At 70.8% G+C, this 24103-nt stretch carries 23 protein-coding genes; 7 read left to right on the top strand and 16 right to left on the bottom strand.

Annotated features, from left to right (window positions below; all coding sequences use genetic code 11):
• Positions 1-11: 11 nt before the first annotated feature.
• Positions 12-1028 carry a MarR family transcriptional regulator gene (locus ACZ4LX_RS14290; protein WP_467649985.1) on the bottom strand — a complete coding sequence of 339 codons (1017 nt, stop codon included), beginning with the start codon at positions 1026-1028 and terminating at the stop codon, positions 12-14.
• A gap of 678 nt (positions 1029-1706) precedes the next feature.
• The gene (locus ACZ4LX_RS14285) at positions 1707-3233 is read right to left on the bottom strand and encodes a helix-turn-helix domain-containing protein (protein WP_467649984.1); all 1527 of its coding nucleotides are present in this window, start codon (positions 3231-3233) and stop codon (positions 1707-1709) included.
• A gap of 416 nt (positions 3234-3649) precedes the next feature.
• On the opposite strand from ACZ4LX_RS14285, the gene ACZ4LX_RS14280 reads away from it, so the two are divergent.
• The 4 genes from ACZ4LX_RS14280 (at position 3650) to ACZ4LX_RS14265 (ending at position 6605) form a co-directional block, all read left to right on the top strand.
• Entirely contained in the window at positions 3650-4417 is a 768-nt protein-coding gene (locus tag ACZ4LX_RS14280; RefSeq protein ID WP_467649983.1) for a DUF4232 domain-containing protein, read from the top strand.
• Positions 4418-4470: 53 nt separating this feature from the next.
• Positions 4471-5235, top strand: coding sequence for a DUF4232 domain-containing protein (locus ACZ4LX_RS14275; protein ID WP_467649982.1), 765 nt, complete (start codon positions 4471-4473; stop codon positions 5233-5235).
• A gap of 59 nt (positions 5236-5294) precedes the next feature.
• Positions 5295-6101 (top strand): HEAT repeat domain-containing protein, encoded by an 807-nt coding sequence (locus ACZ4LX_RS14270; RefSeq protein WP_467649981.1) that lies wholly within the window; start codon positions 5295-5297, stop codon positions 6099-6101.
• A gap of 159 nt (positions 6102-6260) precedes the next feature.
• Complete coding sequence (locus ACZ4LX_RS14265) at positions 6261-6605, top strand: hypothetical protein (protein ID WP_467649980.1); 345 nt, start codon at positions 6261-6263, stop codon at positions 6603-6605.
• 57 nt (positions 6606-6662) lie between these two features.
• Here ACZ4LX_RS14265 and hemB read toward each other — a convergent pair whose 3' ends face one another.
• From hemB to ACZ4LX_RS14235, 6 genes are all read right to left on the bottom strand, one after another.
• Positions 6663-7661: a porphobilinogen synthase gene (gene hemB, locus ACZ4LX_RS14260; protein WP_467649979.1), complete on the bottom strand. Its 999-nt coding sequence runs from the start codon at positions 7659-7661 to the stop codon at positions 6663-6665.
• A gap of 182 nt (positions 7662-7843) precedes the next feature.
• On the bottom strand, positions 7844-9511 hold the full coding sequence (locus ACZ4LX_RS14255) for a bifunctional uroporphyrinogen-III C-methyltransferase/uroporphyrinogen-III synthase (protein ID WP_467649978.1): 1668 nt from the start codon (positions 9509-9511) through the stop codon (positions 7844-7846).
• Positions 9508-10494, bottom strand: coding sequence for a hydroxymethylbilane synthase (gene hemC, locus ACZ4LX_RS14250; protein ID WP_467649977.1), 987 nt, complete (start codon positions 10492-10494; stop codon positions 9508-9510). The genes ACZ4LX_RS14255 and hemC overlap by 4 nt, the downstream gene beginning before the upstream one ends.
• A complete protein-coding gene (locus ACZ4LX_RS14245; protein ID WP_467649976.1) occupies positions 10491-11987 on the bottom strand; it encodes a glutamyl-tRNA reductase in 1497 nt (498 codons plus the stop codon). Before ACZ4LX_RS14245 ends, hemC begins: the two co-directional genes overlap by 4 nt.
• Positions 11984-12748 carry a redox-sensing transcriptional repressor Rex gene (locus tag ACZ4LX_RS14240; protein ID WP_467649975.1) on the bottom strand — a complete coding sequence of 255 codons (765 nt, stop codon included), beginning with the start codon at positions 12746-12748 and terminating at the stop codon, positions 11984-11986. The genes ACZ4LX_RS14245 and ACZ4LX_RS14240 overlap by 4 nt, the downstream gene beginning before the upstream one ends.
• 272 nt (positions 12749-13020) lie before the next feature.
• The gene (locus tag ACZ4LX_RS14235) at positions 13021-13296 is read right to left on the bottom strand and encodes a glutaredoxin family protein (RefSeq protein ID WP_467649974.1); all 276 of its coding nucleotides are present in this window, start codon (positions 13294-13296) and stop codon (positions 13021-13023) included.
• A gap of 256 nt (positions 13297-13552) precedes the next feature.
• Here ACZ4LX_RS14235 and ACZ4LX_RS14230 point away from each other — a divergent pair, with 256 nt between their 5' ends.
• The 3 genes from ACZ4LX_RS14230 to ACZ4LX_RS14220 all read left to right on the top strand — a co-directional run bounded on the left by ACZ4LX_RS14230 (position 13553) and on the right by ACZ4LX_RS14220 (position 17055).
• Complete coding sequence (locus tag ACZ4LX_RS14230) at positions 13553-14512, top strand: HAD family hydrolase (RefSeq protein ID WP_467649973.1); 960 nt, start codon at positions 13553-13555, stop codon at positions 14510-14512.
• A 342-nt stretch (positions 14513-14854) separates the two neighbouring features.
• Positions 14855-15631, top strand: a complete 777-nt coding sequence (locus ACZ4LX_RS14225; protein WP_467649972.1) for an ECF subfamily RNA polymerase sigma factor, BldN family — start codon at positions 14855-14857, stop codon at positions 15629-15631.
• A 224-nt stretch (positions 15632-15855) separates the two neighbouring features.
• Positions 15856-17055 (top strand): DUF5667 domain-containing protein, encoded by a 1200-nt coding sequence (locus ACZ4LX_RS14220; RefSeq protein ID WP_467649971.1) that lies wholly within the window; start codon positions 15856-15858, stop codon positions 17053-17055.
• A gap of 87 nt (positions 17056-17142) precedes the next feature.
• On the opposite strand, the gene ACZ4LX_RS14215 is transcribed toward ACZ4LX_RS14220, so the two are convergent.
• From ACZ4LX_RS14215 to ACZ4LX_RS14180, 8 genes are all read right to left on the bottom strand, one after another.
• A complete protein-coding gene (locus ACZ4LX_RS14215; protein ID WP_467649970.1) occupies positions 17143-18171 on the bottom strand; it encodes a lysophospholipid acyltransferase family protein in 1029 nt (342 codons plus the stop codon).
• A 15-nt stretch (positions 18172-18186) separates the two neighbouring features.
• Positions 18187-19266 (bottom strand): NAD-dependent epimerase/dehydratase family protein, encoded by a 1080-nt coding sequence (locus ACZ4LX_RS14210; protein ID WP_467649969.1) that lies wholly within the window; start codon positions 19264-19266, stop codon positions 18187-18189.
• Positions 19267-19498: 232 nt separating this feature from the next.
• A complete protein-coding gene (locus ACZ4LX_RS14205) occupies positions 19499-19597 on the bottom strand; it encodes a 30S ribosomal protein bS22 (protein WP_003948845.1) in 99 nt (32 codons plus the stop codon).
• A gap of 110 nt (positions 19598-19707) precedes the next feature.
• Positions 19708-19920: a helix-turn-helix domain-containing protein gene (locus ACZ4LX_RS14200; protein WP_123460011.1), complete on the bottom strand. Its 213-nt coding sequence runs from the start codon at positions 19918-19920 to the stop codon at positions 19708-19710.
• A gap of 128 nt (positions 19921-20048) precedes the next feature.
• The gene (locus tag ACZ4LX_RS14195; RefSeq protein WP_467649968.1) at positions 20049-20864 is read right to left on the bottom strand and encodes a phosphatase; all 816 of its coding nucleotides are present in this window, start codon (positions 20862-20864) and stop codon (positions 20049-20051) included.
• A gap of 99 nt (positions 20865-20963) precedes the next feature.
• The gene (locus tag ACZ4LX_RS14190; RefSeq protein ID WP_467649967.1) at positions 20964-22133 is read right to left on the bottom strand and encodes an acetoin utilization protein AcuC; all 1170 of its coding nucleotides are present in this window, start codon (positions 22131-22133) and stop codon (positions 20964-20966) included.
• A complete protein-coding gene (locus ACZ4LX_RS14185; protein ID WP_467649966.1) occupies positions 22102-23301 on the bottom strand; it encodes an MFS transporter in 1200 nt (399 codons plus the stop codon). The genes ACZ4LX_RS14190 and ACZ4LX_RS14185 overlap by 32 nt, the downstream gene beginning before the upstream one ends.
• Positions 23302-23343: 42 nt before the next feature.
• A complete protein-coding gene (locus tag ACZ4LX_RS14180) occupies positions 23344-23988 on the bottom strand; it encodes an HAD family hydrolase (RefSeq protein ID WP_467649965.1) in 645 nt (214 codons plus the stop codon).
• Positions 23989-24103 lie beyond the last annotated feature (115 nt).

Here is a 24103-nt window from a genome sequence, read left to right as displayed (position 1 = left end):
CCAGGAGCGGCTCAGGGGGTTTTGAGGAGGTCGCGGAGTCCGGCGACGAGTGTGGTGACGTCGCGTTCGGCGGGGGGTGCCACCGTGGTCTCCGTGTGGGTCTTGGGCTGGCGGCAGGGGCGGCAGAGGCCGTCGGGGAGTGCTGTGGCGGGGCCGGGGGCGCCGCAGTCGGTGCATTCCATCATCACGCGCGGGGTGGGGGTTCCGGCCGGGGGCGGGGTGGGTGTGGTGGGCAGGGCGGGCGGGAGTTTGTCGATGAGGCGTCGGCGGACGAAGCCGATGGGTGAGTCGACGTGGGCGGGCAGTCCGGCGGTGAGGGCGCTGGTGAGGTAGTCGGCGTTCACGCCGTGGGCGAACCAGCGCTCGGCGAGTTCCTGGAGGGCCGTGCAGTCGTCGGCGGAGAGCGTGAGCCGTGTGTCGAGGTGCCCGAGCCGGGCGAGCGCCAGGTAGGCGGGCGAGGAAGCCTCCGGCACCGGCACCGGTTCGGGTGCGGCACGCGGTACGGGAATGGGTACGGGGACTGCCACGGGGGCGGGCTCGGGCTGCGAGTGCGGGGCGGGCACAGGCACGGGCGCGGGCACAGGCACAGGCATGGGCGCGGGCACAGGAGCTGGTACCGACTGGGGTGTTCCCGGTGTGAGGTGGGCGGCCCACCACTCGCTGTCCCTGGCGGTGCGGGACCAGAAGGTGCGGAACACCCATCGCGTCTCGTCGCCGACACCGACCGCGCACCGCACGCGGCGCAGATGCCCGGCCACCGACAGGGCGGTCAGGGCGGAGGCGATGGCCTGCTGGCCGTAGAGCGGGATCTGTTTGGCGAGGCATTTCACGCTCATCGACGCGCCCTCGGGAAGGTGGTCGATGAACCCCGCGATGTACCGCTCGCGCACGGGCAGCAGAGCGAAGTCATCAGGATGAGGAGGGAGTTGGTCCGGGGTGGAGCGCTTGCCGTAGCCGGGCTGGGCCATCGGGTACGGGGCCGCCACTGCGGGCGCGGGCAGGGCGGGACTAAAATCCTGGGAAGCCACGGGATCGCCTTTTCGATCTTGGGGTCAGACCCCGGCTCGGTGCTTTCAACACCAGTCGGGGTCGCTTCGTTCTCGCACCGTAGACAGTCGCGACGCTCCGTCGCAAGCCGTCACCATTAGTCATACTTGCTCGCCGTTACAGGTCAGGGAGGTAGGGGAGGTTTCCCCAACCCCCCTGTATTCAGTGGCCGGTTAAAAGAAGGCGCTCGAATCTCGCGGCTCGCGTCTCGAAGCTCGTATCTCGGGTCTCAAGCTCCGGGCCGGACCCGCCCCACCGCCCCTCGAACGAGTGAACAGCCCCTCCCACACCTCGAAGCTCGCACCTCGCACCTCGCAGCTCGCGTCTCGAAACTCGAAGCCCGGGACCCAAGCCCCAAGCCCCAAGCCCCGAGACACAGGACCCAGACCGGGGACTGCGCCACCGTCGCACGGTCCGCCCATCCCCCCATGCAGGTCACACCGTGTGCACGCCACCTGAACGCGTGTGAATCTGAGGACGCGCGGGGCCCTCTCCCCAGCCCATGGAGGAACGCACCGACCCTTGCGGGCTGTGAAGGAATGTGACCGCTGACGCCCTGCTGACCTGCATGCGGACCGGCTGGGGCACCCGGTCGACGGCGCCGAGGTCGCCCTCGCACCGTCGACCGCGCCGGGACCGGCGGTGCCCCGCCGCCGCCGTCAGTTGCCCTGGCCCTCCAGCGAGTCCGAGATGTCCTCCCACTCGGCCGTGTCCGACCGGTACTCGTACACGGGCCGGTCCTTCATGCTGCTCGTACGGAACGGCTTGCCGCCGTCGTCGATGGTCAGCTTCCCGCGCCGGCCCTCACTGGACCAGTCCAGCTCCAGGAACCAGGTCACATCGTGGCCCTCGGTGTGCGCGTTGATGTGGAACACCTCCACGTCGGTGGAGCTCACCTGGTACGGGAAGTTCTTCGCCGGTACGACCCTGCCGGCGTCCTCACCGGCGACCGGGTGCGAGACGGGCTGGCTGTCGTCCAGGTCGATGTCGAACGTCTGCGGCACGATGCCGCCCCCGCAGCCCTCCCCCATCGTGTAGGCGGGCCAGTCGAGGGCGGGGGCCTGATTCACCACCCGCACATGCAGCGCGGTCAGCACGACCGCCTCCTGCGAAGCGCCCTGAAGGGTCAGTTCGAGCCGCATGTTCCCCGCGTCCACCCCGCCCAGCTGCGCCGACCAGTTCCGCCGGTCCTGGATCGGAGGCACCGGCGGCATGGTCCGGGGGTCGCCGTCGAGAAGGTAGTACTGCCCGCAGGGCGAATCCCAGTTGTACGAGCTGATGGCGGCGGTCACCGGCACACCCCGGGATCCGGTGCTCTTCCCGTCCTTCCGGCCCTCCGACCCCTGGGGGGCCGTGGACTTCGCGGCCGTGGCGGAGGGTGAGGCGGACCCGCCGGTCGCGGACGGCGAGGGCTTCGAAGGACTCGGGGACGGAGAGGTGGTGCTGCCGCTCGGACTGCTCGACGGCGTGGGCAAGACGCTGAGCGACGTTTCCTTCCCCTCGTCGTGGGTGCGGTCGCCGCCCGCGTAGTGACTGATCGCCAGCGCGGTGGGGACGGTGAGCGCCACGACCGCTACGGCGGCGAGCAGGACCCGGAGCCGCTTGCCGGAGAGCCGGCCCCGCGGTGGACGCCCGGTACCCGGTGGGCGCGCATCCGGCGTCACGTCCTCGGCCGCCGGCTCCGCGTCCCTCTCCGGTCCGGGCGCAGGCACCGGTTCCGGTTCCGAATCCAAATCTGGTTCCGGTTCCGGTTCCGAATCAGGTTCCGGTTCCGGTTGAGGTCGGTTCACCTGCTCCGGCGAGGACGCGGGGCCCGCCACGGGCGAGGCAGCGGACGCGAGCTCCGACGCGGCCCCCGCACCCGCTCCTGCCGCCGCCCCCGATCCTGCCGCCGGCTCCGCGGCCGGCCCGGCCGCGGCCTCCGTCTTCCGGGCTCCTCGCCGCTTGGCCTCGTCGGCCAGGATCCACTGCCGGTGCAACGCCACCAGCTCGTCCGCCCCCGCACGGCACACCCGCGCGAAGCGTTCGACCGGCGCGTAGTCGTGCGGGACGGCCTCCCCGTTGCAGTACCGGTGAATCGTGGAGGTGCTCATGTGCAGCTTCTGGGCGAGGCCTCCATAGCTCAGCCCGGAGCGCTGCTTCAGCCCCCTGAGCAACGCCGCGAAGTCCTGGATCTCCGTGCCCACCCTGACCGTTCCCCTCTCCTACCCTCCCGGAACGGCGTCCCAGGCAGGTGCTGTCATCGCAGGTCAGAGGCCATGTTTCCGTTCCAGCGTCCCGTACCGGCCGACAGCCGTTGCCCTCGGATCCGAGGGCCGGACACGATGGTGGAACACACCGCAGCGGCACCCCGGCCAGGGCGAGCAGCGCGACTCGTACACCCACCAACTTGCCCGTCCCCGGGAGCCGCCGTGCGTACTCGTCCTCGACTCAGCCTCACCGACGCGGTGGCCACAGGAGTACTGATCGCCTGCGTCACGACCGTCATCACACTCCTGTGGACCCTCTGACCACACGTCATTGTCCAGTACATCCGTCAGTCCCCGGTGCGCCAAAGCGGCGCCCCACACTCCGCAGCACTCAACGAACGGAATTGCCTCTCATGCGTACTGCCACCTTCCGCCGCGCCGCCCGCACCTCCGCTCTCGGAGCCGTCGCGCTGATCGCCTCGCTTTCCCTGACGGCCTGCCAGAGCGACGACCCGGCACCGTACGACGCCCTCGCCTCCGCTTCCCCCGACTCGTCCTCCAAGACCCCGGCGGGGAGCACCGGCGGCTCCGGCGACAAGGACGCGACGGAGCCGTCCGCCGACCAGGGCCAGGACTCCGCCGGTTCGAGCAACGGTTCCGGTTCGGACTCCGGATCGGATTCCGGTTCCGGTTCCGGTTCGGACTCCGGCGACAAGGCTGAGGACAAGCCGGCCGGCAGCGACAACGGGGTGGTCACGACGGCCTGCACCGGAGCGAACACCAAGCTGACGATGACCGCGGTGCAGCGGCCGCTCAACCACATGCTGCTCACGATGACCAACACCGGCTCGAAGGCCTGCAACGCCTACTTCTACCCCTACCTGCAGTTCGGCGAGGCCCAGTCCGTTCCGAAGACCTTCGACGACAGCAAGCCGCAGGCGGTGGCGACCATCAACCCGGGCGAGTCCGTCTACACCGGCGTCATGACCTCCTCGGCCGACGGCAGCGGCTCCGGCGGATACAAGACCCAGGACCTGAACGTCAGCTTCCAGAACCGCGACGGCAACTCCGACGGCACCGGCTCGGCGGTCAAGGTGCGGCTCGCCAAGAGCACGTTCGTGGACAGCAGCCTGACCGTCACCTACTGGCAGATGAGCATGGACGAAGCCCTCCAGTACTGAGCACCGCAAATCACCGACCACGACCACCACCGCACTTCACGGGGAGTACCACCATGCGCAGCAACCGCATCCGCACCACCGCCCTCGCCGCCACCGCCCTCCTGGCCGCCCTCTCGCTCACCGCGTGCGGCAGTGACGCCGGCAGCGACAGCACCAAGGCGGGTGCGGCCGCTCCGGCAGCACACACGGCAGCCGAACAGTCCCGGCCCCCCGCGCCGGCCGCGACGGAGAAGACCACCGGCACCCACACCGGCAGCACGCCCGAGCCGACCGCTCCCCCCGCCGGTTCCCCCGCCAGGACCGGCGGAGAGAACACCACCGGCTCCACACAGCGCACGGGCAACACGGGCAGTACGGACACCAGCACGGACACCGCCGCGAACCGCGACCGCACCCCCGTCACCTGCACCGGCGGCAACACCAGGACCACCGTCACGAAGGTGAGCCGCCCCATCAACCACTTGCTGCTGACGGTGACCAACACGGGCGACCGCCCCTGCTACGCGTACTACGCGCCCAAGCTCCGCTTCGACGACGCGCAGGCCGTCTTCCCGATCCTGGAGGACAGCCGGCCGCAGGCGGTCGTCACGCTGGAGCCGGGCCGGTCCGCGTACGCGGCCATCGGTCTGACCGGTGAGCCCGGCGCCGGACCGGAACCGCGCAAGGCCACGCACCTTCAGGTGAACTTCTCCGGCAGGAGCCCCGAAGGCTCCACCGGCACCCCGGCCGAACTGACGCTCCCCACCGCCACCTCCTGGGACGACAACGGCTTCGTCACCTACTGGCAGACCGACATGGCGGACGCGCTCACCTACTGAGCCACGGCCGGGAAGAACCCGCTGGCCGTACCCGCAGACCGGCCCGTAGCCTCGACGCCATGGCCATGTTCGTCCACCTGACGCCCGCAGCGAACGCGGCCCGTATCCGCAAGTCCGGGATACGGGCCGTCAGTCATGGCCACGACGGGGGCAAGGGCCTGTTCTGCTTCCCGGTCCTGCCCTCCCACACACTGACCCACCAGTGGCTGCGCGAGCTCTCCCGCCGCGGCGGCCCGCGCGGCCTCGTCGCCGTCCATCTGCGGCTGCCGGACACCGAACCCGTCACGGTCGGCCACTACGGCAACCGGCCGGGCCGCGCCCACACCGCCACCACGGCGGGCGAGGCAGTGCGCCGCGTGGCCGCCCTGGAGGACCCCCGCGGCTGGGAGGTCTTCCTCCCCAGAGCCGCCGCCCGGGCCGAGGTCCACCGCATACGCGCCGTCCGCCAGGTGAACGGCTGGCGCTACTTCCCGGACTCGCACACGCGGAAGCCGTGCACCTGTGACGGCTGCCGCGTACGCGGCGAGTACGGCTCACAGCGCCTGCGCCGCCGTCGACCGCACCCGTTCGACGGCCCGGCGCCCGCAACTCCCGTCCTGCTCGCCCGGATCGAGGCGGCGGGCGAACCGGGTGACCCCGCCCAGCTCCGCGACGCCCTGCACTGGCTCGGCTACCGACGCCGCGGCCCGATCGGCCAACTGGCCCACCTGGCCGACCATCCCGACCCGGGCGTCCGGGCCTCCCTGGTCGCGGCCGTGTCCCGCTGGTCCACACCCGGGGTCGAGGAACTGCTCCGGCGGATGGCCGACGACCCGCACGACGACGTGCGCGAGACCATCGAGTTCTCCGAACGGACAGCCGTTTAGCCGGACTCACCGGCGAACCGGCCACAGGCCCACAGGCCCACAGGCCCACAGGCCCACAGGCCCACCTGGAATCATGGCCGCCGAACGGCTCGGTCCGCCCCGCGCGGCTGAGTACGACGACTCATGCGGCGCGCGCCCGGACCGAGTTGACTCGTACGCATGCCCGAAGGAACCCAGACTCCCCGGCGCCCGCGCACCTGGATCGCCGCACTGATCTCGACGCTCGTCACGCTGCCGCTCGCGTTCTTCGCCCGGATCTTCGGCGCGTTCTCGCCCATGGCCTGCGACGCGTGCTCGGAGGCCCAGTCGGACCGCTTCGACTCAAGCTTCGACACCGCCTGGCCCGTGCTCACCTGGGGGCTCACCCTGGCCCTGGCCGTGCTGGTCACGAGCTGGGCGCTCAGCGGCAGGCGGCCGGCCACCGCCGTCCCGCTCGCCGTGCTCGCCCCGGCCACGGTGTTCATCTCCTCCGTGGCGTTCGCCGCGCTGATCGACTGGCCCTGAGCCCAGCCGTCCCCGGCACGGCACGCCGGCCGGGGGTACCGTGCCGCCGGCCCTCCCTCAGCGACGCCCCAGCTTCTGCGCGACCTCCGTCGCCCAGTACGTCAGGATCATCTGCGCACCCGCCCGCCGGATACCGGTCAGGCTCTCCAGGATCGCCGCGTCCCGGTCGATCCAGCCCTTCGCCGCGGCGGCCTCGATCATCGAGTACTCGCCACTGATCTGGTACGCGCACACGGGCACGTCCACCGAGTCCGCGACCTTCGCCAGGACGTCGAGGTACGGGCCGGCCGGCTTCACCATGACCATGTCCGCGCCCTCGGCCAGGTCGAGCGCCAGCTCGCGCATCGACTCGCGGACGTTGGCCGGGTCCTGCTGGTACGTCTTGCGGTCGCCCCTGAGCGAGGAGCCGACGGCCTCGCGGAACGGACCGTAGAACGCGGAGGAGTACTTCACCGTGTACGCGAGGATCGACACGTCCTCGTACCCGGTCTGGTCCAGCGCGTCGCGGATCACGCCGACCTGGCCGTCCATCATGCCGCTGGGGCCGACCACATGGGCGCCCGCGTCGGCCTGGACCTGGGCCATCTCCGCGTACCGCTCCAGCGTCGCGTCGTTGTCGACACGGCCGTCCTCGGTCAGCACGCCGCAGTGGCCGTGGTCGGTGGTCTCGTCCAGACAGAGGTCGGACATGACGACGAGATCGTCACCGACCTCCTCGCGCACCGCGCGCAGACCGAGCTGAAGAATGCCGTCCGGGTCGGTGCCCGCCGTGCCCCGGGCGTCCTTCTTCTCCTCCAGCGGCACACCGAACAGCATGATTCCGGAGACGCCCGCCGAGACCGCGTCCACGGCGGCCTTCCGCAGGGTGTCCAGGGTGTGCTGCCGCACGCCCGGCATGGCCGCGATGGGGACGGGGGCGCTGATGCCCTCGCGGACGAACGCGGGCAGGATCAGATTGGCCGGGTCGAGCCGGGTCTCGGCGACCATGCGCCGCATGACGGGGGTCGTCCGCAGCCGTCGGGGGCGAGAGCCGGGGAAGTTTCCGTACACAGTCATCCTTCGAGACTAGACCCGTACACATCACGCTCTTACCGACACCCGCGCCGGGAAAAGGGCACGGGAAGACAGCGGAAGGATCGCGGAAGGACTGCGGGAAGCCCGCGGGAAAGATCCCGGAACGACGGCGGGCCCGGCCGCTTCACGCAGAAGCAGCCGGGCCCCGCACGGGTCGCACCCGATCAGGTCGTCGTACGCCGCCGCCGCGCACCCGGACGACGCTCGCTCGGCCGCGTCACCGGGTCGCCGGCCTCCCTCGCCGCGTCCCGGCGCCGGGCGCCGAACTCGGCCAGGGCCTCGGCCAGCTTGTGCACCGAGGGCTCCGGGGAGAGCACGTCGACGCGCAGGCCGTGCTCCTCGGCGGTCTTCGCCGTGGCCGGGCCGATGCACGCGATGACCGTCACGTTGTGCGGCTTGCCCGCGATGCCGACCAGGTTGCGCACGGTCGAGGACGAGGTGAAGAGCACCGCGTCGAAACCGCCGCCCTTGATGGCCTCACGCGTGTCGGCGGGCGGCGGCGAGGCGCGGACCGTGCGGTACGCGGTGACGTCGTCGACCTCCCAGCCCAGCTCGATCAGCCCGGCCACCAGGGTCTCGGTGGCGATGTCCGCACGCGGCAGGAAGACACGGTCGATCGGGTCGAAGACCGGGTCGTACGGGGGCCAGTCCTCCAGCAGACCGGCGGCGGACTGCTCCCCGGAGGGCACCAGGTCCGGCTTCACACCGAAGTCGACCAGCGCCGCCGCGGTCTGCTCGCCGACGGCCGCGACCTTGATCCCGGCGAAGGCACGCGCGTCGAGCCCGTACTCCTCGAACTTCTCCCGGACCGCCTTCACCGCGTTCACGCTGGTGAAGGCGATCCACTCGTAGCGGCCCGTGACCAGGCCCTTGACCGCGCGCTCCATCTGCTGGGGCGTACGCGGCGGCTCGACGGCGATCGTCGGGACCTCGTGCGGCACCGCGCCGTAGGAACGCAGCTGGTCGGAGAGCGACGCCGCCTGCTCCTTCGTACGCGGCACGAGCACCTTCCAGCCGAACATCGGCTTGGACTCGAACCACGCGAGCTGGTCGCGCTGGGCGGCGGAGCTGCGCTCCCCGACCACGGCTATGACGGGCTGGTGCCCGTCCGGCGAGGGCAGGATCTTGCCCTGCTTGAAGACCTGGGCGATCGTGCCGAGCGTCGCCGTCCAGGTGCGCTGGCGCGTCGTCGTACCGGCGACCGTCACGGTCAGCGGGGTGTCGGGCTTGCGGCCCGCCGAGACCAGCTCACCGGCGGCCGCGGCCACCGCGTCGAGCTGCGTCGAGATCACACAGGTGGAGTCGCTCGCGCCGACCTCGCTCCAGCAGCGGTCCGACGCGGTACGGGCGTCGATGAAGCGGACGTCCGCGCCCTGCGCGTCGCGCAGCGGCACCCCCGCGTACGCGGGCACGCCCACCACGTTGGCCACACCCGGCACGACCTCGAAGGGAATGCCCGCGGCGGCGCAGGCCAGCATCTCGCCGCCCGCGTTGCCGTCCAGTCCGGGATCGCCGGAGACGGCACGCACGACCCGCCTGCCGCCCTTCGCGGCCTCCATGACAAGATTGACCGCGTCCCTGAGAACGGGCACCCCGGCGGCTGTTGACTGTGCGTCAACAACCGTCAGCTCAGGCGTGCTTACGCCTGCCCGCGCATGGCAGCGGACGACACCGAGAACGTCCGGCTCGGCGACAAGAACGTCCGCGCTCGCAAGCGCCTCGACAGCGCGCAGAGTCAGCAGTCCCGGGTCGCCGGGACCGGCGCCGAGGAAGGTGACGTGCCCTGCGGACAGGACGGGAAAATCGGATGCGGCGTGGCCGGTGGGGCTCAAAGTGCTCGCTCCCCCATAAGACCGGCCGCACCCTTGGCGAGCATCTCGGCCGCGAGTTCGCGACCGAGGGCCGCCGCGTCGTCGTGCGACGTGGGGACGGGACCGGTGGTGGACAGCTGGACCAGCGTGGAACCGTCGGTGGAACCGACGACACCGCGCAGGCGCAGTTCGTTGACAGCCTGGCCGTCGGCCAGGAGGTCGGCCAGCGCACCCACAGGTGCGGAGCAGCCGGCCTCCAGGGCGGCGAGCAGGGCACGCTCGGCGGTCACGGCGGCCCGGGTGTACGGGTCGTCGAGCTCGGCGAGTGCGGCGGCGAGGTCGGTGCTGCCGGCAGCACACTCGATCGCCAGTGCTCCCTGGCCGGGAGCGGGCAGAACGGTGTCGACCGACAGGAAATCGGTCACCTCACCGCTCCGTCCGAGGCGGCTGAGCCCGGCCGCGGCGAGTACCACCGCGTCGAGTTCCCCGCTTCGTACAAATCCGATACGCGTATCGACGTTGCCCCGGATCGGCACGGTCTCGATGTCGAGGCCGTGACCGCGGGCGTACGCGTTGAGCTGCGCCATGCGGCGCGGCGAGCCGGTGCCGACGCGGGCACCGGACGGCAGCTGCCCGAAGGTCAGCCCGTCGCGCGCCACCAGCACGTCACGCGGGTCCTCCCGCACCGGCACGGCGGCCAGCACGAGGCCGTCGGGCTGCGCGGTCGGCAGGTCCTTGAGCGAGTGGACGGCGAAGTCCACGTCGCCGCTCAGCAGCGCGTCGCGCAGGGCCGCGACGAAGACACCGGTGCCGCCGATCTGCGCGAGGTGCTCACGGGAGGTGTCCCCGTACGTGGTGATCTCGACGAGTTCGACGGCGCGCCCGGTCACCTCGCTGACCGCGTCGGCCACCAGGCCGGACTGCGCCATGGCGAGCTTGCTGCGCCGGGTCCCCAGCCTCAGCGGCTGGGTGGACCCCGCGCCCAGGGGTGAGTTGTCGGTCATGACCGCCCTCTATTCGGGTCGTTCAGGTCTGCCCGGGAGACGGCGGCCACCGTCTGCGGGTCGAGGTCGAAGAGTTCCCGCAGCGCATCGGCGTACCCGGCGCCGCCGGGCTCGCTGGCGAGCTGCTTGACCCGCACGGTGGGCGCGTGCAGGAGCTTGTCGACGACGCGGCGCACGGTCTGCGAGATCTCGGCGCGCTGCTTCTCGTCCAGGTCGGGAAGGCGTCCGTCCAGCCGTGCGATCTCGCCCGCGACCACTCCGGCTGCCATCGTGCGCAGGGCGACGACGGTGGGGGTGATGTGGGCGGCGCGCTGGGCGGCGCCGAAGGCGGCGACCTCGTCGGCGACGATGGTGCGCACCTGGTCCACATCGGCGGCCATCGGGGCGTCCGCGGACGCCTCCGCGAGCGACTCGATGTCGACGAGGCGCACACCGTCGAGGCGGGCGGCGCCGCCGTCGATGTCGCGCGGCATGGCGAGGTCCAGCAGAGCGAGGCGGACGGGGCCGGTGGACTGGGCCGGGATCCGGCGCACGGCTCGGGCCTGCGCGGTCGCGGTGGCGGAACCGTTCTCCACCCAGGCGGCGTGCTGCTGGTCGGGCTCGGCGGCCGGCGCGGGTACGGGCGCGGCGGGCGCCTCGGACGCGGAGTCGAAGTCCAGCCCGAGCGCTGCGGCGACGGCCTCGGCACTCAGCACGAGCCCGGTGGCGCCGGTGCAGGAGACGACGACGTCGGCACGTGTCAGTTCGTCGGAGACCGCGTCCATCTCCACGGCATGGGCGGCCACTCCCGTACCGCCGTCCTGGCCCAGGATCTCGACCAGCCGGTCGGCGCGGGCCCGGGTGCGGTTGGCGACGACGATCTCGGCGACGCCGGTACGGGCCAGGGTCGCGGCAGCCAGCGAGGACATCGAGCCCGCGCCGATCACCAGGGCGCGCTTGCCCTTCGCCCAGGCCGCGGGGTCGCGCCCGTCGGCGAGCTGCTCCAGACCGAAGGTGACGAGCGACTGCCCGGCCCGGTCGATCCCGGTCTCGCTGTGGGCGCGCTTGCCGACCCGCAGAGCCTGCTGGAAGAGGTCGTTCAGCAGCCGGCCGGCGGTGTGGAGCTCCTGCCCCAGCGCCAGCGCGTCCTTGATCTGGCCGAGGATCTGGCCCTCGCCCACGACCATCGAGTCCAGTCCGCAGGCCACCGAGAAGAGGTGGTGGACGGCCCGGTCCTCGTAGTGCACATAGAGGTACGGGGTGAGCTCGTCCAGCCCGACGCCGCTGTGCTGGGCGAGCAGGGTGGACAGCTCGGCGACGCCCGCGTGGAACTTGTCCACGTCGGCGTACAGCTCGATGCGGTTGCAGGTGGCGAGGACGGCGGCCTCGGCCGCGGGCTCCGCGGCAAGGGTGTCCTGGAGCAGCTTGGTCTGGCTGTCGGCGGACAGCGAGGCCCGCTCCAGCACGGCGACGGGTGCGCTGCGGTGGCTCAGGCCCACGACAAGGAGACTCATGCCGGCATCACCGCAGGCATGTCCCCGTCAGGGCCCTTCCGTCCGCCGGTGGCGCGCACGGGCGGCGCGGCCGGGTCGGGGACGCTGTCGGCGGCCTCCTCGCCGGCCTTGCGCTGCTCGTGGAAGGCGAGGATCTGCAGCTCGATGGAGAGGTCCACCTTGCGCACGTCGACGCCGTCGGGGACCGAGAGCACGGTCGGGGCGAAGTTCAGGATGGAGGTGACGCCGGCGGCGACGAGCCGGTCGCAGACCTGCTGGGCGGCGCCGGGCGGTGTGGTGATCACACCGATCGACACCCCGTTCTCGCTGATGATGCGGTCCAGGTCGTCGGCGTGCTGGACCGGGATCCCGGCGACGGGCGTTCCGGCCATCGCCGGGTCGGCGTCGATCAGCGCGGCGACACGGAAGCCGCGGGAGGCGAAACCGCCGTAGTTGGCGAGCGCCGCCCCGAGGTTTCCGATGCCGACGATGGCGACCGGCCAGTCCTGGGTGAGGCCGAGTTCGCGCGAGATCTGGTAGACGAGATACTCGACGTCGTAGCCGACGCCGCGCGTCCCGTACGAGCCGAGATAGCTGAAGTCCTTGCGCAGCTTCGCGGAGTTGACCCCCGCCGCCGCGGCGAGCTCCTCGGAGGAGACCGTGGGCACCGAGCGCTCGGAGAGCGCGGTCAGTGCGCGGAGATACAGCGGAAGTCGGGCGACGGTGGCCTCGGGAATTCCTCGGCTACGGGTCGCCGGTCGGTGATTTCGGCCAGTTGCCACGGTGCTCCTGCGGGATGAGCGGGGCTGCAGGCGGCCGTATGTCCCAAGACCGCCCCGTCGAATGCAGGCTATGTCTTTGTGAACGCGTGCACAAAGATGGTGTCCGTTTTGTCCGGTCAAAGTGACCGGGGTCACGCATACACGTCGCGCGATCCAGGAACCGAGGACCGCATCAGCCCGTTGCGGGCCCGAAGGGGGCAAAGCGGAACACACTCCTCACAGCCACGCCCCCGAGACCACTCAAAACGCCCACGATGGTAACCGGGTTTCACTCAGGAAAGCAGCGCGCTGCGCAGTCTTGCCGCGTCCACCCGCCAGAACGTGTGCTGTTCGTTATCAACGAGGACCACGGGGATCTGCTCCCAGTACTCCTTGTACAGCTCCTCGTCCCGGGTGATGTCCTTCTCCTCCCAGGACGCGCCGGTCTCCTCACAGACCGCCCGCACCACCGCCCTGGCGTCGTCACAGAGGTGACACCCCGGCTTCCCGACCAGGGTGACCACGCGGTCGGCGGGCTTCTTCTTCGTACGACGCAGCAGGGCACTCATGCCTTTCATTCTGCGCCGCCCCCGGGCCGCGCCCGGTCCACCCCCGGCCCGCCCCGGCGGCGGACCGCCCCCGATCCGGACCCGAAGCCGCATCCGACACCCTCGGAACACCCCTGGACCTGCCGCACACCGGCCCCGGAAGGACCTTGGACCGGTACGCCCCGAATCGCCCGTTCAACGCACCGGCCTCCGAGAGTTCACGCCACCGCATCCCGGCAGGTCGGGATGGAGCGGGGCGACTGGCTATGCTCACGGCATGGCCGCTCTTGGATGGCTCACACCGCGTAGGCGTTCCGCGACAGCACGCAGCGTGCTGGCAGGCGAAGCAGCGGCGGAGGCAGCACGGAAGTCCTCGCTCGCCGCCGAGCAGTCCGCCGCTGCCGAGGACGCCGCCTCCGACACACACCCCGGCGAGCCGGAAGAACCCGAGTTCCCCGTCGTCGGGGACGACCGGGCCGCCGCCTTCTTCGACCTCGACAACACCGTCATGCAGGGCGCGGCGATCTTCCACTTCGGCCGCGGGCTGTACAAACGGAAGTTCTTCGAACGCCGCGAGCTCACCAGGTTCGCCTGGCAGCAGGCCTGGTTCCGGCTGGCCGGCGTCGAGGACCCCGAACACATGCAGGACGCGCGCGACAGCGCCCTGTCCATCGTCAAGGGCCACCGCGTCTCCGAGCTGATGTCGATCGGCGAGGAGATCTACGACGAGTACATGGCCGACCGCATCTGGCCCGGCACCCGCGCCCTCGCCCAGGCCCACCTCGACGCCGGCCAGAAGGTCTGGCTGGTCACCGCCGCCCCGGTGGAGACGGCCACGATCATCGCCCGCCGGCTCGGGCTGACCGGCGCGCTGGGCACCGTCGCCGAGTCGGTCGACGGCGTCTACACCGGACGCCTGGTCGGCGAACCGCTGCACGGCCCGGCGAAGGCCGAGGCGGTACGCGCGCTGGCCGCGGCGGAGGGCCTGGACCTGGCCCGCTGCGCGGCGTACAGCGACTCGCACAACGACATCCCGATGCTGTCCCTGGTCGGGCACCCGTACGCGATCAACCCGGACACCAAGCTCCGCAAGCACGCGCGCGCCCTGGACTGGCGGCTGCGCGACTACCGGACCGGCCGCAAGGCCGCCAAGGTCGGCATCCCGGCCGCGGCAGGCGTGGGCGCCCTCGCGGGCGGCACCGCGGCGGCCGTCGCCCTGCACCGCCGCCGCCGCTGACGGACCACCCGGCGGGGGCCGGGCCACGCCCGGCCCCCGCCACCAATCGGGACCCCCTGCCCACCGACCGCTCCGGCCAGTCGGGTTACCCGCACTCGACCACAACCTGTCGCGGCTCCAGGCAGATCCCGAAGTAATCCGATCAATAACCGATCGCGATGTGTTAGCTAATGCGTCGAATAGTCGCTAAAGAAGCGACGTAATCGGTGATTTGAGCAACTGGGTGTAGCACTGCCTGTACGAAGCGTTATTCTCCTCAGACGCATTCCGGAACCCACCACTCACCACGACGAGTGACGGTTTCGCACTGAACGTGATGGAAGCTCTGCCTCTGGGAGTCCCGTGTACCCACACGTCGGGGTTGACGCCTCGGGCCTGGCTACGCTGCGCGCGACGGTCGCCGACCGTTTGCGCGGCTTCGTCCCCACCGCGTACGCCGTACCCGCCTTTGCCACCCCTGCACCTGCCGGCCCCTGCTACGCCCTGGCCGAACGCAGCGCGGCGGTCGGAAGACGCAGCAACCGCGGCGCAACGACCACGTCCGCCGTCCGCCGGCCGACCGCCGACAGCGACAGCGCCCGCATGATGGATCTCGTCGAGCGCGCACAGGCCGGCGAGGCCGACGCCTTCGGCCGCCTCTATGACCAGTACAGCGACACCGTGTACCGCTACATCTACTACCGGGTGGGCGGCAAGGCGACAGCGGAGGACCTCACGAGTGAGACCTTCCTGCGTGCCCTGCGGCGCATCTCCACCTTCACCTGGCAGGGCCGGGACTTCGGCGCCTGGCTGGTCACCATCGCTCGCAACCTGGTCGCCGACCACTTCAAATCCAGTCGTTTCCGACTGGAAGTGACCACCGGCGAAATGCTCGACGCCAACGAGGTCGAGCGCAGCCCCGAGGACTCCGTCCTGGAGTCCCTCTCCAATGCCGCGCTGCTGCAAGCCGTGCGCCGACTCAACCCCCAGCAGCAGGAGTGCGTCACCCTGCGATTCCTGCAGGGCCTCTCGGTCGCCGAGACCGCACGGGCGATGGGCAAGAACGAGGGGGCGATCAAGACCCTGCAGTATCGCGCCGTTCGCACGCTTGCCCGACTTCTTCCGGACGACGCCCGCTGAGCCCACCCGAGCCGAGTCACTCTCGGCGATATGTTCATCACGCACTGGTCCGATCATCTTTCGTGCGTAACCCAAGTGCCGCGCCGCTCGTTGTGCCGGTTGCAGGCCCCCTGTCGTCACACCATGTCCGCAGAAGCTCACTCATTCGAGTGGATGCGCTCAAGGTGTGCAACCTTCCGAACTCACAGGGGAGTCGACCGTCATGACGAGAGGAGGTGCCGCCAGTGATCGCAAACGTTTCGGCACACCGGCGGGCGGCCGCCTTCGCCCAGGCCCTGGAGGAGCAGTCGCTCCACGGTGCGGCGGCCGCGCAGCCCGAGGAACCGGCCGAACAGGCCGTCCCCGGACCGCTGTTGGCCTTGGCGAACGGCCTCGGTGAGCTACCGAAGCCGGAGTTGGATCCCGAAGTCAAAGTGGTGCAGCGAGCCCAGCTCGTCGCCGCCATGGAGGCCATGTTCGCCGAGGGCGGCGCAGCCGCGGACGCCACGGTGCCCGAACAGCGGGGCAAGGGGGCCCACCGGGCCTCGCCACTCCGGAAACTGCGCCCCAGGACACGCTGGACGAAGAGCCTCGCAGCCGGCGGGCTCACCGTCGGTGTGGCCGCAGGGGCCTTCGGCGGAGTGGCGGCGGCCAGTTCCGACGCCCTGCCGGGTGACTCCCTCTACGGGCTCAAGCGCGGCATGGAGGACATCCACCTCGGCCTGGCCAACGGCGACACGGACCGCGGCGAGGTCTACCTCGACCAGGCCTCGACCCGGCTCAGCGAGGCCCGCAGGCTGATGGAGCGCGCCCGCTCCGGCGACCTGGACCACGAACAGCTCGGCGAGGTCAGACGCACCCTCAACGGCATGACCCACGACGCCGCCGAAGGCCACCGCCTCCTCCGCTCCGCCTACGAACGCGACGGCACGATCGGCCCCATCCAGACCCTGGACTCCTTCGCCCGCGCACACCGCGACAGCTGGAGCAGCCTCCGCGACAGCCTGCCCCTGCAGCTGACCGACGTCGGCAACCAGGTCAGTTCGGTCTTCGCGGCCATAAACGACGAGGTCGAACCGCTGCAATCCCTGCTGCCCCGCCCCCCGGAGGCGAGCAACGGATCCCAGGAGTCCGGCACCACCGGCGCCGGCAGCGCCCCGTCCTCCCGTTCGCACGCCCCGTCCCCCTCCTCCCCCGAAGGCCCCCGCGGCAGCAGCGGTACGGACACCAGCTCCTCGCCCCGGCCGTCGGACTCGGGCAACACCCCCGCGGAAGGCCTGCTCGGCGGCGGCACGGACGGGCTCTTCGACCCACCGTCGCCCGACGCCACCACACCGACACAGGACACCCCGAGCACGGCTCCGTCGCCGGACATCACCCTCCCGCCGCTGATCCCCGGCCTGATCGGCGGCCTCGGGATCGACGCGGAGAACGACAGGAGCTGAACAGACCGCCGGATGGGCCGCAGAGCCCGTCCGGCACGGTCCGGGCCCGGTGCTCGGGGCCCCACGAGGACGCCCCGGGCACCGGCGTCAGAAGAACACCGACCGCCGCTGCACGAGAAGCTTGTACAGCGTGTGCTGGATCTGCTCCCGCACCTGATCCGTCAGGTTGAACATCAGCATCGGATCCTCCGCCGCCTCCAGCGGATACCCGTCCGTGGGAATCGGCTCACCGAACTGGATCGTCCACTTCGTCGGCAACGGCACCGCCCCCAACGGCCCCAGCCACGGAAACGTCGGCGTGATCGGGAAGTACGGCGTACCCAGCAGCCGCGCCAGGGTCTTCGAGTTGCCGATCATCGGGTAGATCTCCTCCGCCCCCACGATCGAGCACGGCACGATCGGCACCCCGGCCCGCAGAGCCGTCGACACAAAGCCGCCCCGCCCGAAGCGCTGCAGCTTGTACCGCTCGCCGAAGGGCTTGCCCAGGCCCTTGAACCCCTCCGGCATCACGCCGACGACCTCGCCCTGCCGCAGCAGCCGCTCCGCGTCCTCCGCACAGGCCAGCGTGTGACCGGCCTTGCGGGCCAGCTCGTTCACGACCGGCAGCATGAAGACCAGGTCGGCGGCGAGCAGCCGCAGATGCCGCTCGGCCGGATGGTTGTCGTGCACCGCGACCTGGAGCATCAGCCCGTCCAGCGGCAGCGTCCCCGAGTGGTTGGACACCACGAGCGCCCCGCCGTCCGACGGGATGTTCTCGATGCCCTTCACCTCGACCCGGAAGTACTTCTCGTACACCGGCCGCAGCACCGACATCAGGACCTGGTCGGTGAGCTCCTTGTCGTAACCGAACTCGTCGACGTCGTACTCGCCCGTGACCCGCCGCCGCAGGAACGCCAGCCCGCCCGCGATCCGACGGTCCCAGCCGCCGCCTCCCGCGCCCTCGGAAGCCACAGCCCCCTCCTGCCCCTCCTGCGACGACGGCACGGCCGCCGGCTGCCCGGGCAGGGCGCTGACGGACCCTGTGCCCCGTGCCGGGGGCCGCCTGCGCGCAGCGCGCGGCACACCCCCCGACCGCGAACGGTCGTCGTCGAACGGAATGACCTTGGCATCCGCCATCGTCGGTGCGCTCCTCTACCTGACGCTCGGAGTCGGGTGTGTGTCGTCGCCGGACCCACCGGTGCTCCCGGCGAACGGCATCGCGGCCACCTTGTCGACGGCCCGGCCCACCGCCGCGGGCGGCAGCAGCCCCGGCCCCTGGCTGCGCGCGAACTCGGCGAAGGTCTCAGCTGTGGAGAACCGAGGACGGAAACCCAGGGTCTCGCGCATCTGGACCGTGGAGACCACCCTGCCATGGGTGAGCAGCCGGACCTGTTCCGGCGAGAAGTCCGTCATGCCGACGCTCCGCAGCGCCTGCCCCACCCACGTGACAGCGGGCAGCAGCAGCGGCATCGTCGGCCGCCCCAGCCGCCTCGAACACTGCGAGAGCAACAGCACTCCGTCGCCCGCGATGTTGAACGTGCCGCTGTTCAGCGTCCCGCGCCTCGGTTCGCCCGCGGCGATGCCGAGGACGTCGAGGACATCGTCCTCGTGGACGAACTGGAGCCTCGGGTCGTAGCCGAACACCGTCGGCAGTACCGGCAGCGACAGATAGTCGGCGAGCGGCGAGTCGGGATCGGGGCCCAGGATGTTCGCGAACCTCAGCACGCACACCGCCACGTCCGGCCTGCGGCGGGCGAAGCCCCGTACGTACCCCTCGACCTCCACCGCGTCCTTCGCGAAGCCCCCGCCGGGCAGGGACTTGGGCGGGGTGGTCTCGTGGAAGACCGCCGGATCGCGGGGCGCGGAGCCGTAGACGCCCGTGCTGGACTTGACCACCATCCGCCGGACCGACGGCGCCTTCTGGCAGGCACCGAGCAGCTGCATGGTGCCGATGACGTTGGTCTCCTTGACCGCGGTACGTCCCTGGGCCCCGATCGCCCTGGCGCTGACGTCGAGATGGACGACCGTGTCGACCGCGTGCTCGCCGATGACTCTGGCTATGGCGGGCTGGCGGATGTCCGCGCGGACGAAGACCGCGTCGCCCAGCCGGTGTCCTGGCGCGACCGCGTCGACCGCGATCACCCGGTCCACGTCCGGATCACGCTGGATGCGCCGCACGAACCGGCCACCCAGCTGCCGGGCCGCTCCCGTGACGAGCACGACCTTCCCCAAGATCAGCGCCTTCCGTCGGTCCTCTGTGCGGTGAGTGGAGGCAGCGCCCGCGAAAGGACACTCCCCCGGTCGTCACCGTAGCGGGTGGATGTTGCCCTGTGATGACTGCGCGACGGCCCGGTTCCGCGTCTTGGCCCGAATGTGCGCACCCTTCGCGGATACTCCCCGTACAGCACCGCAGCCCTCCCGCCGGACCGGCGGGAGGGCTGCGATTGTCACGAACTGCGTTCGCTTACTTCTTGTTGCGACGCTGAACGCGCGTGCGCTTGAGCAGCTTGCGGTGCTTCTTCTTGGCCATCCGCTTACGCCGCTTCTTGATAACAGAGCCCACGACTACCCTCGCTCACTTCTTCTTCACTGGTGCGGGGCGTCTGGGCCCACACGACCTACGTCGGCCTAGCCTACCCGCCACCGCGTGAGGTACGTAATCCGAGGGGAACGTCAGGCCGTCCCCACCCCCACGAAGGACTCGCGGAGATACTCGTGCACCGCTTGCTCCGGCACCCGGAAGGACCTGCCCACCCGGATCGCCGGCAGATGACCGCTGTGCACCAAGCGGTACACGGTCATCTTCGACACTCGCATGACCGAGGCGACTTCCGCCACAGTCAGAAACTTGACCTCGTTGAGAGGCCTCTCGCTGTCAGCAGCCATGACCCACCTGTACCTTCCGCACGAGACGCCCACCGGCTTCCCCTCCGGTGACTCTTCGTCGTTGTGCGCTCACTCCCCAGGTTAGGGGCGGGTGATACGAGTGGGGAAGAGGAGAGACGATCGGCCGCCTACTGTGACAGACACGCCCGATTGAGTACATAGCGCGTCAGCGGCAGGTAGTACGCGGAACGCACGGCGTCGTCGAGCGGGACGACGACCGACACCCGCCCCTCCGCCTCCCCGACGAACAGCGCCGGATCGTCCGTGTCCGCCAGGCCGATCGCGTCGATGCCCAGCTGACCTGCCCCGCAGACCCAGCCGTGGTCCCCCACGACGAGCTCCGGCAGCGGCCCCCGGGCGTCCACGGCGGCCTCCAGGGCCACCCTCAGCGGCAGGGGTGAGTGGGTATGTGCGCCGGTGCCACCACCGGGCATCCGCACGCCGGGTTCGCGCACCATCGCGACTCCCCGTACGTAGTCGAGGTGGTAAGTGCGTACGCCGAACCGGGTCGTTATGTCGATACGTCGCCCCTGCGCGGGGGTGAGCACGGCACATCCCACCGCCGACAAGGCGTCTGCCAGCGCCGCGTAGAAACCGAGCAGCCGGTGCGGATGCCCCGTCCCGAACAGCACCGGCGACCGCCGCGCCGCGGCATCCGACAACCGCTCGGCAAACGCGTCCAGCCCCGCCACCGTCCGCTCCGGATCGATCACATCGGAACCCGAGACATGCGCGGGATCATCGGAGACCCCGCACCTGTCGGCCATGAGCCGCAGCAGATCCCGCTCCCCCCACCCCCGTCCGGGATCGAGGCCGAGCGTCACCCTCGGATCCCTGGCCGCGAACAGCCGATAGCTCCGCAGACTCGATTCCCTCGATGTGGCGACGGGCCCGGCCAGCCGGGCCGCCAGCAGATGCGCACGCAGCGCTCCGGTGCTCAACACCCTGCCGATGCTCCCCCACCCACGGCGGCCAGGGACCAAAACCCGGTTTACGCCCCACAGTTGGCGCAACCAGAACGCGCCATCACTCCGGGCTCCGGGTCAGGTCAGCAGCCCGCGCAGCGGGAACGCCGCGCGCCTGGTCGCAAGCACCGCCTGGTCCAGCCGGTCGGCCGGATCGTATCCGTCCTCCCACGCCTTCCACTCCGGCGTACGCCCGTCCGTCATCCGGGCCGGCCCGAGCTGCCGAGTCCGGGCGTAGACCTCGTCCCGCCACGACGACGGGATCACCGACTCCGGGTCCACCGGCGTGTGCGCGGCGATCCCCACCAGATGCGTCCAGGACCGAGGCACCACGTCCACCACCGCGTAACCGCCCCCGCCGAGCGCCACCCAACGCCCCTGCGCGTACGCGTGGGACAGGTCGTGGCAGGCCGCCATCACGGCCCGCTGCGCGTCCAGCGACACCGCGAGATGGGCCAGCGGGTCCTCGAAGTGCGTATCGGCCCCGTGCTGCGACACCAGCACCTGTGGCCGGAAGTCCGCCAGCAGCTCCGGCACCACCGCGTGGAACGCCCGCAGCCATCCCGCGTCCCCCGTACCGGCAGGCAGCGCCACATTGACCGCACCACCCTCACCCGCCCCGGCACCGGTCTCCTGCGGCCACCCGGTCTGCGGGAAGAGCGTCCGGGGGTGCTCGTGCAGCGAGACCGTCAGAACCCGGGGGTCCTCCCAGAACGCGGCCTGCACCCCGTCCCCGTGGTGCACGTCCACATCGACGTACGCGACCCGCTCCGCGCCCAGCTCCAGCAGCCGCGCGATGGCGAGGGCCGGATCGTTGTAGATACAGAATCCGGCCGCGACACCGGGCATGGCGTGATGGAGCCCGCCCGTGAAGTTCACGGCGTGCCCGGTCTCGCCCCGCCACACGGCCTCGGCAGCCGCCACCGACTGACCGGCGATCAGCGCCGACACCTCATGCATCCCGGCGAACGCCGGATCGTCCGTCGTCCCGATCCCGTAGCTCTGGTCCGCGGCCCGGGGATCGGCGGACGCGGCCCGCACGGCCGCCACATAGTCCGGCCGGTGCACGAGCCGCAGGGTCGAGTCCCCGGCCGCCTTGGCCGCCACGACGTCCACGGCCCGGTCGAGACCGAACGCCCGCACCAACCCCATCGTCAGGGCGAGCCTGACCGGGTCCATGGGATGACTGTCCCCGAAGTCGTATCCCGTTACTGCGTCATCCCACATCAACTGTGCGCGGCCGCTCATGCCCGCCACCGTATCGGGCAGGCTCCGCACCGAACGACTTGGCGTACGCGAGCGTCGCGAGCACCAGCACCATCGGCACGAGCATCGCGCCCCGATAGCTCCAGGCATCCCCGAGCGCACCCACCAGCGGCGAGCCCACCAGGAATCCCACGTAGTTGAAGATGTTCAGCCGGGCGATGGCGGTATCGCTCGCCCCCGGGAACATCCGCCCGGCGGCCGCGAAGGTCTGCGGCACGATCACACAGAGCCCGAGCCCCAGCATGGTGAACCCGAGCATCCCCATCCAGGCCCCGCCCGCGACGGCCACCACCCCGAACCCGGCTGCGGCCAGCACGCTCCCGGACCGCACCACGGCCACAGCACCGAAGCGCCGCACCCCGAAGTCCCCGACAGCCCGCCCCAGCAGCGTCGTCACCATGTAGACGTTGTACGGCACGGTCGAGAGCTGCTCCGAACTCCCGAGCACATCCTGCAGATACTTCGCGCTCCAGTTGGAGACCGTCGAGTCCCCGATGTACGCGAAACACATCACCAGACAGAGCGGCATCAGCAGCTTGAAGGAGACCGAGCCGGCCGTCCCCCGCTCCGCGCCCAGCTCCTCCTCCTGCTTCCCCTCGACGTACCACCGGCTCCCGATGAACGCGACGGGCAGCAGCACCACGACCACCGGAAGGTACGAGACCAGCAGCGACAGGTCCCAGTGCGCTCCGGCCCACGCCATGGACGCCCCGGCGATCCCGCCCAGGCTGTACGCGGCATGGAAGCCGAGCATGATGGAACGCCCGTACGCCCGCTGGAGACTGACCCCCATCATGTTCATGGAGGCGTCCAACGCACCGACGGACAGCCCGAACACACCGAGCGCCAGGGCCGCTTCCCACAACTCGCTCCCGGCACCGACGCCGAGCAGCGCCAGCAGCACGACCGGCTGTGCCCACCGCAGGACCACCCTGGGCCGCACCCGCGCGACCACCTTCTCGGTGACCACGCTGCCCACCCCGGCCAGGATCGGCACGGCCGCGAGGAACACGGGCAACAGGCCGTCGGATATCCCGTACCGGTCCTGAATCGCGGGGATCCGGGTGACGAGGAGAGCGAAGGTGACGCCCTGCACGAAGAAGCTCAACGCGAGGGAAGCTCTGCCGTGCCGCAAACGTGCATCTGTCATGTGCGCGAGCGTAGAGCCACTCTCTACCCATGGGTAGACGCGTCAGGCAAGCAATTCCCGCAGCTGTCCCATGTCGGAGAAATGCCCGGTCACACCGGCCAGCCGGTCCGCCGGCATCATCGAAGTGAACCCGTACACATCCATGCCGGCGGCCCTGGCCGCCTCGACGCCGAGCGGGCTGTCCTCGATGACGACGCACCGCTCGGGAGCAACCCCCATCCGTTCGGCGGCGAGGAGAAACAGATCGGGCGCGGGCTTCCCCCGGCCCACGTCCTCCGCCGAGAAGATCCACTCCTCCTCGAACCACTGGTCGAGCCCCGTCTTGCGGTGGCTGACCCGGATCCGTTCGTGGCTGCCGGAGGAGGCGACACAGTAGGGAATCCCGTCGGCGACGAGCTCCCCCAGCACCTCCTCCACGCCGGGGACGGGTTCCAGCTCCCGCTGGAAGGCGGCGAAGATCCGTGCGTGGAGCGTGTCGTCGAAGTCGGCGGGCAGCTTCTCCCCGCCCCGTTCGTCGACGAGGTCGTGCACCCGGTGCACAGCGGACCCCATGTAGTCGCGGAGGGACTCCTCGTACGAGGTGGGGTGCCCGAGCTCGGTGAGGTAGCCGGACAGGATGGTGTTGGCGATCGGCTCGCTGTCCACGAGCACACCGTCGTTGTCGAAGATGACCAGTTCGTAGCGCATGTCATGACCTTAAACGGTCGGAACGCAGAAAAGCCCCGTGCCACAAGGGCACGGGGCTTTTCCACAATGATTGTTCGGCGGCGTCCTACTCTCCCACAGGGTCCCCCCTGCAGTA

Source organism: Streptomyces sp. NPDC026062, from assembly GCF_055568375.1.
This window is presented reverse-complemented; position numbering and strand designations above follow the sequence as displayed.

Coding starts and splice junctions, on each gene's coding strand:
- ACZ4LX_RS14180 (WP_467649965.1), bottom strand. CDS start 23,988: ATGCGCTACGAACTGGTCATCTTCGACAACGACGGTGTGCTCGTGGAC.
- ACZ4LX_RS14245 (WP_467649976.1), bottom strand. CDS start 11,987: ATGAGTCTCCTTGTCGTGGGCCTGAGCCACCGCAGCGCACCCGTCGCC.
- ACZ4LX_RS14215 (WP_467649970.1), bottom strand. CDS start 18,171: ATGGCGGATGCCAAGGTCATTCCGTTCGACGACGACCGTTCGCGGTCG.
- ACZ4LX_RS14280 (WP_467649983.1), top strand. CDS start 3,650: ATGCGTACTGCCACCTTCCGCCGCGCCGCCCGCACCTCCGCTCTCGGA.
- ACZ4LX_RS14230 (WP_467649973.1), top strand. CDS start 13,553: ATGGCCGCTCTTGGATGGCTCACACCGCGTAGGCGTTCCGCGACAGCA.
- ACZ4LX_RS14200 (WP_123460011.1), bottom strand. CDS start 19,920: ATGGCTGCTGACAGCGAGAGGCCTCTCAACGAGGTCAAGTTTCTGACT.
- ACZ4LX_RS14235 (WP_467649974.1), bottom strand. CDS start 13,296: ATGAGTGCCCTGCTGCGTCGTACGAAGAAGAAGCCCGCCGACCGCGTG.
- hemC (WP_467649977.1), bottom strand. CDS start 10,494: ATGACCGACAACTCACCCCTGGGCGCGGGGTCCACCCAGCCGCTGAGG.
- ACZ4LX_RS14275 (WP_467649982.1), top strand. CDS start 4,471: ATGCGCAGCAACCGCATCCGCACCACCGCCCTCGCCGCCACCGCCCTC.
- hemB (WP_467649979.1), bottom strand. CDS start 7,661: ATGACTGTGTACGGAAACTTCCCCGGCTCTCGCCCCCGACGGCTGCGG.
- ACZ4LX_RS14270 (WP_467649981.1), top strand. CDS start 5,295: ATGGCCATGTTCGTCCACCTGACGCCCGCAGCGAACGCGGCCCGTATC.
- ACZ4LX_RS14185 (WP_467649966.1), bottom strand. CDS start 23,301: ATGACAGATGCACGTTTGCGGCACGGCAGAGCTTCCCTCGCGTTGAGC.
- ACZ4LX_RS14190 (WP_467649967.1), bottom strand. CDS start 22,133: ATGAGCGGCCGCGCACAGTTGATGTGGGATGACGCAGTAACGGGATAC.
- ACZ4LX_RS14265 (WP_467649980.1), top strand. CDS start 6,261: ATGCCCGAAGGAACCCAGACTCCCCGGCGCCCGCGCACCTGGATCGCC.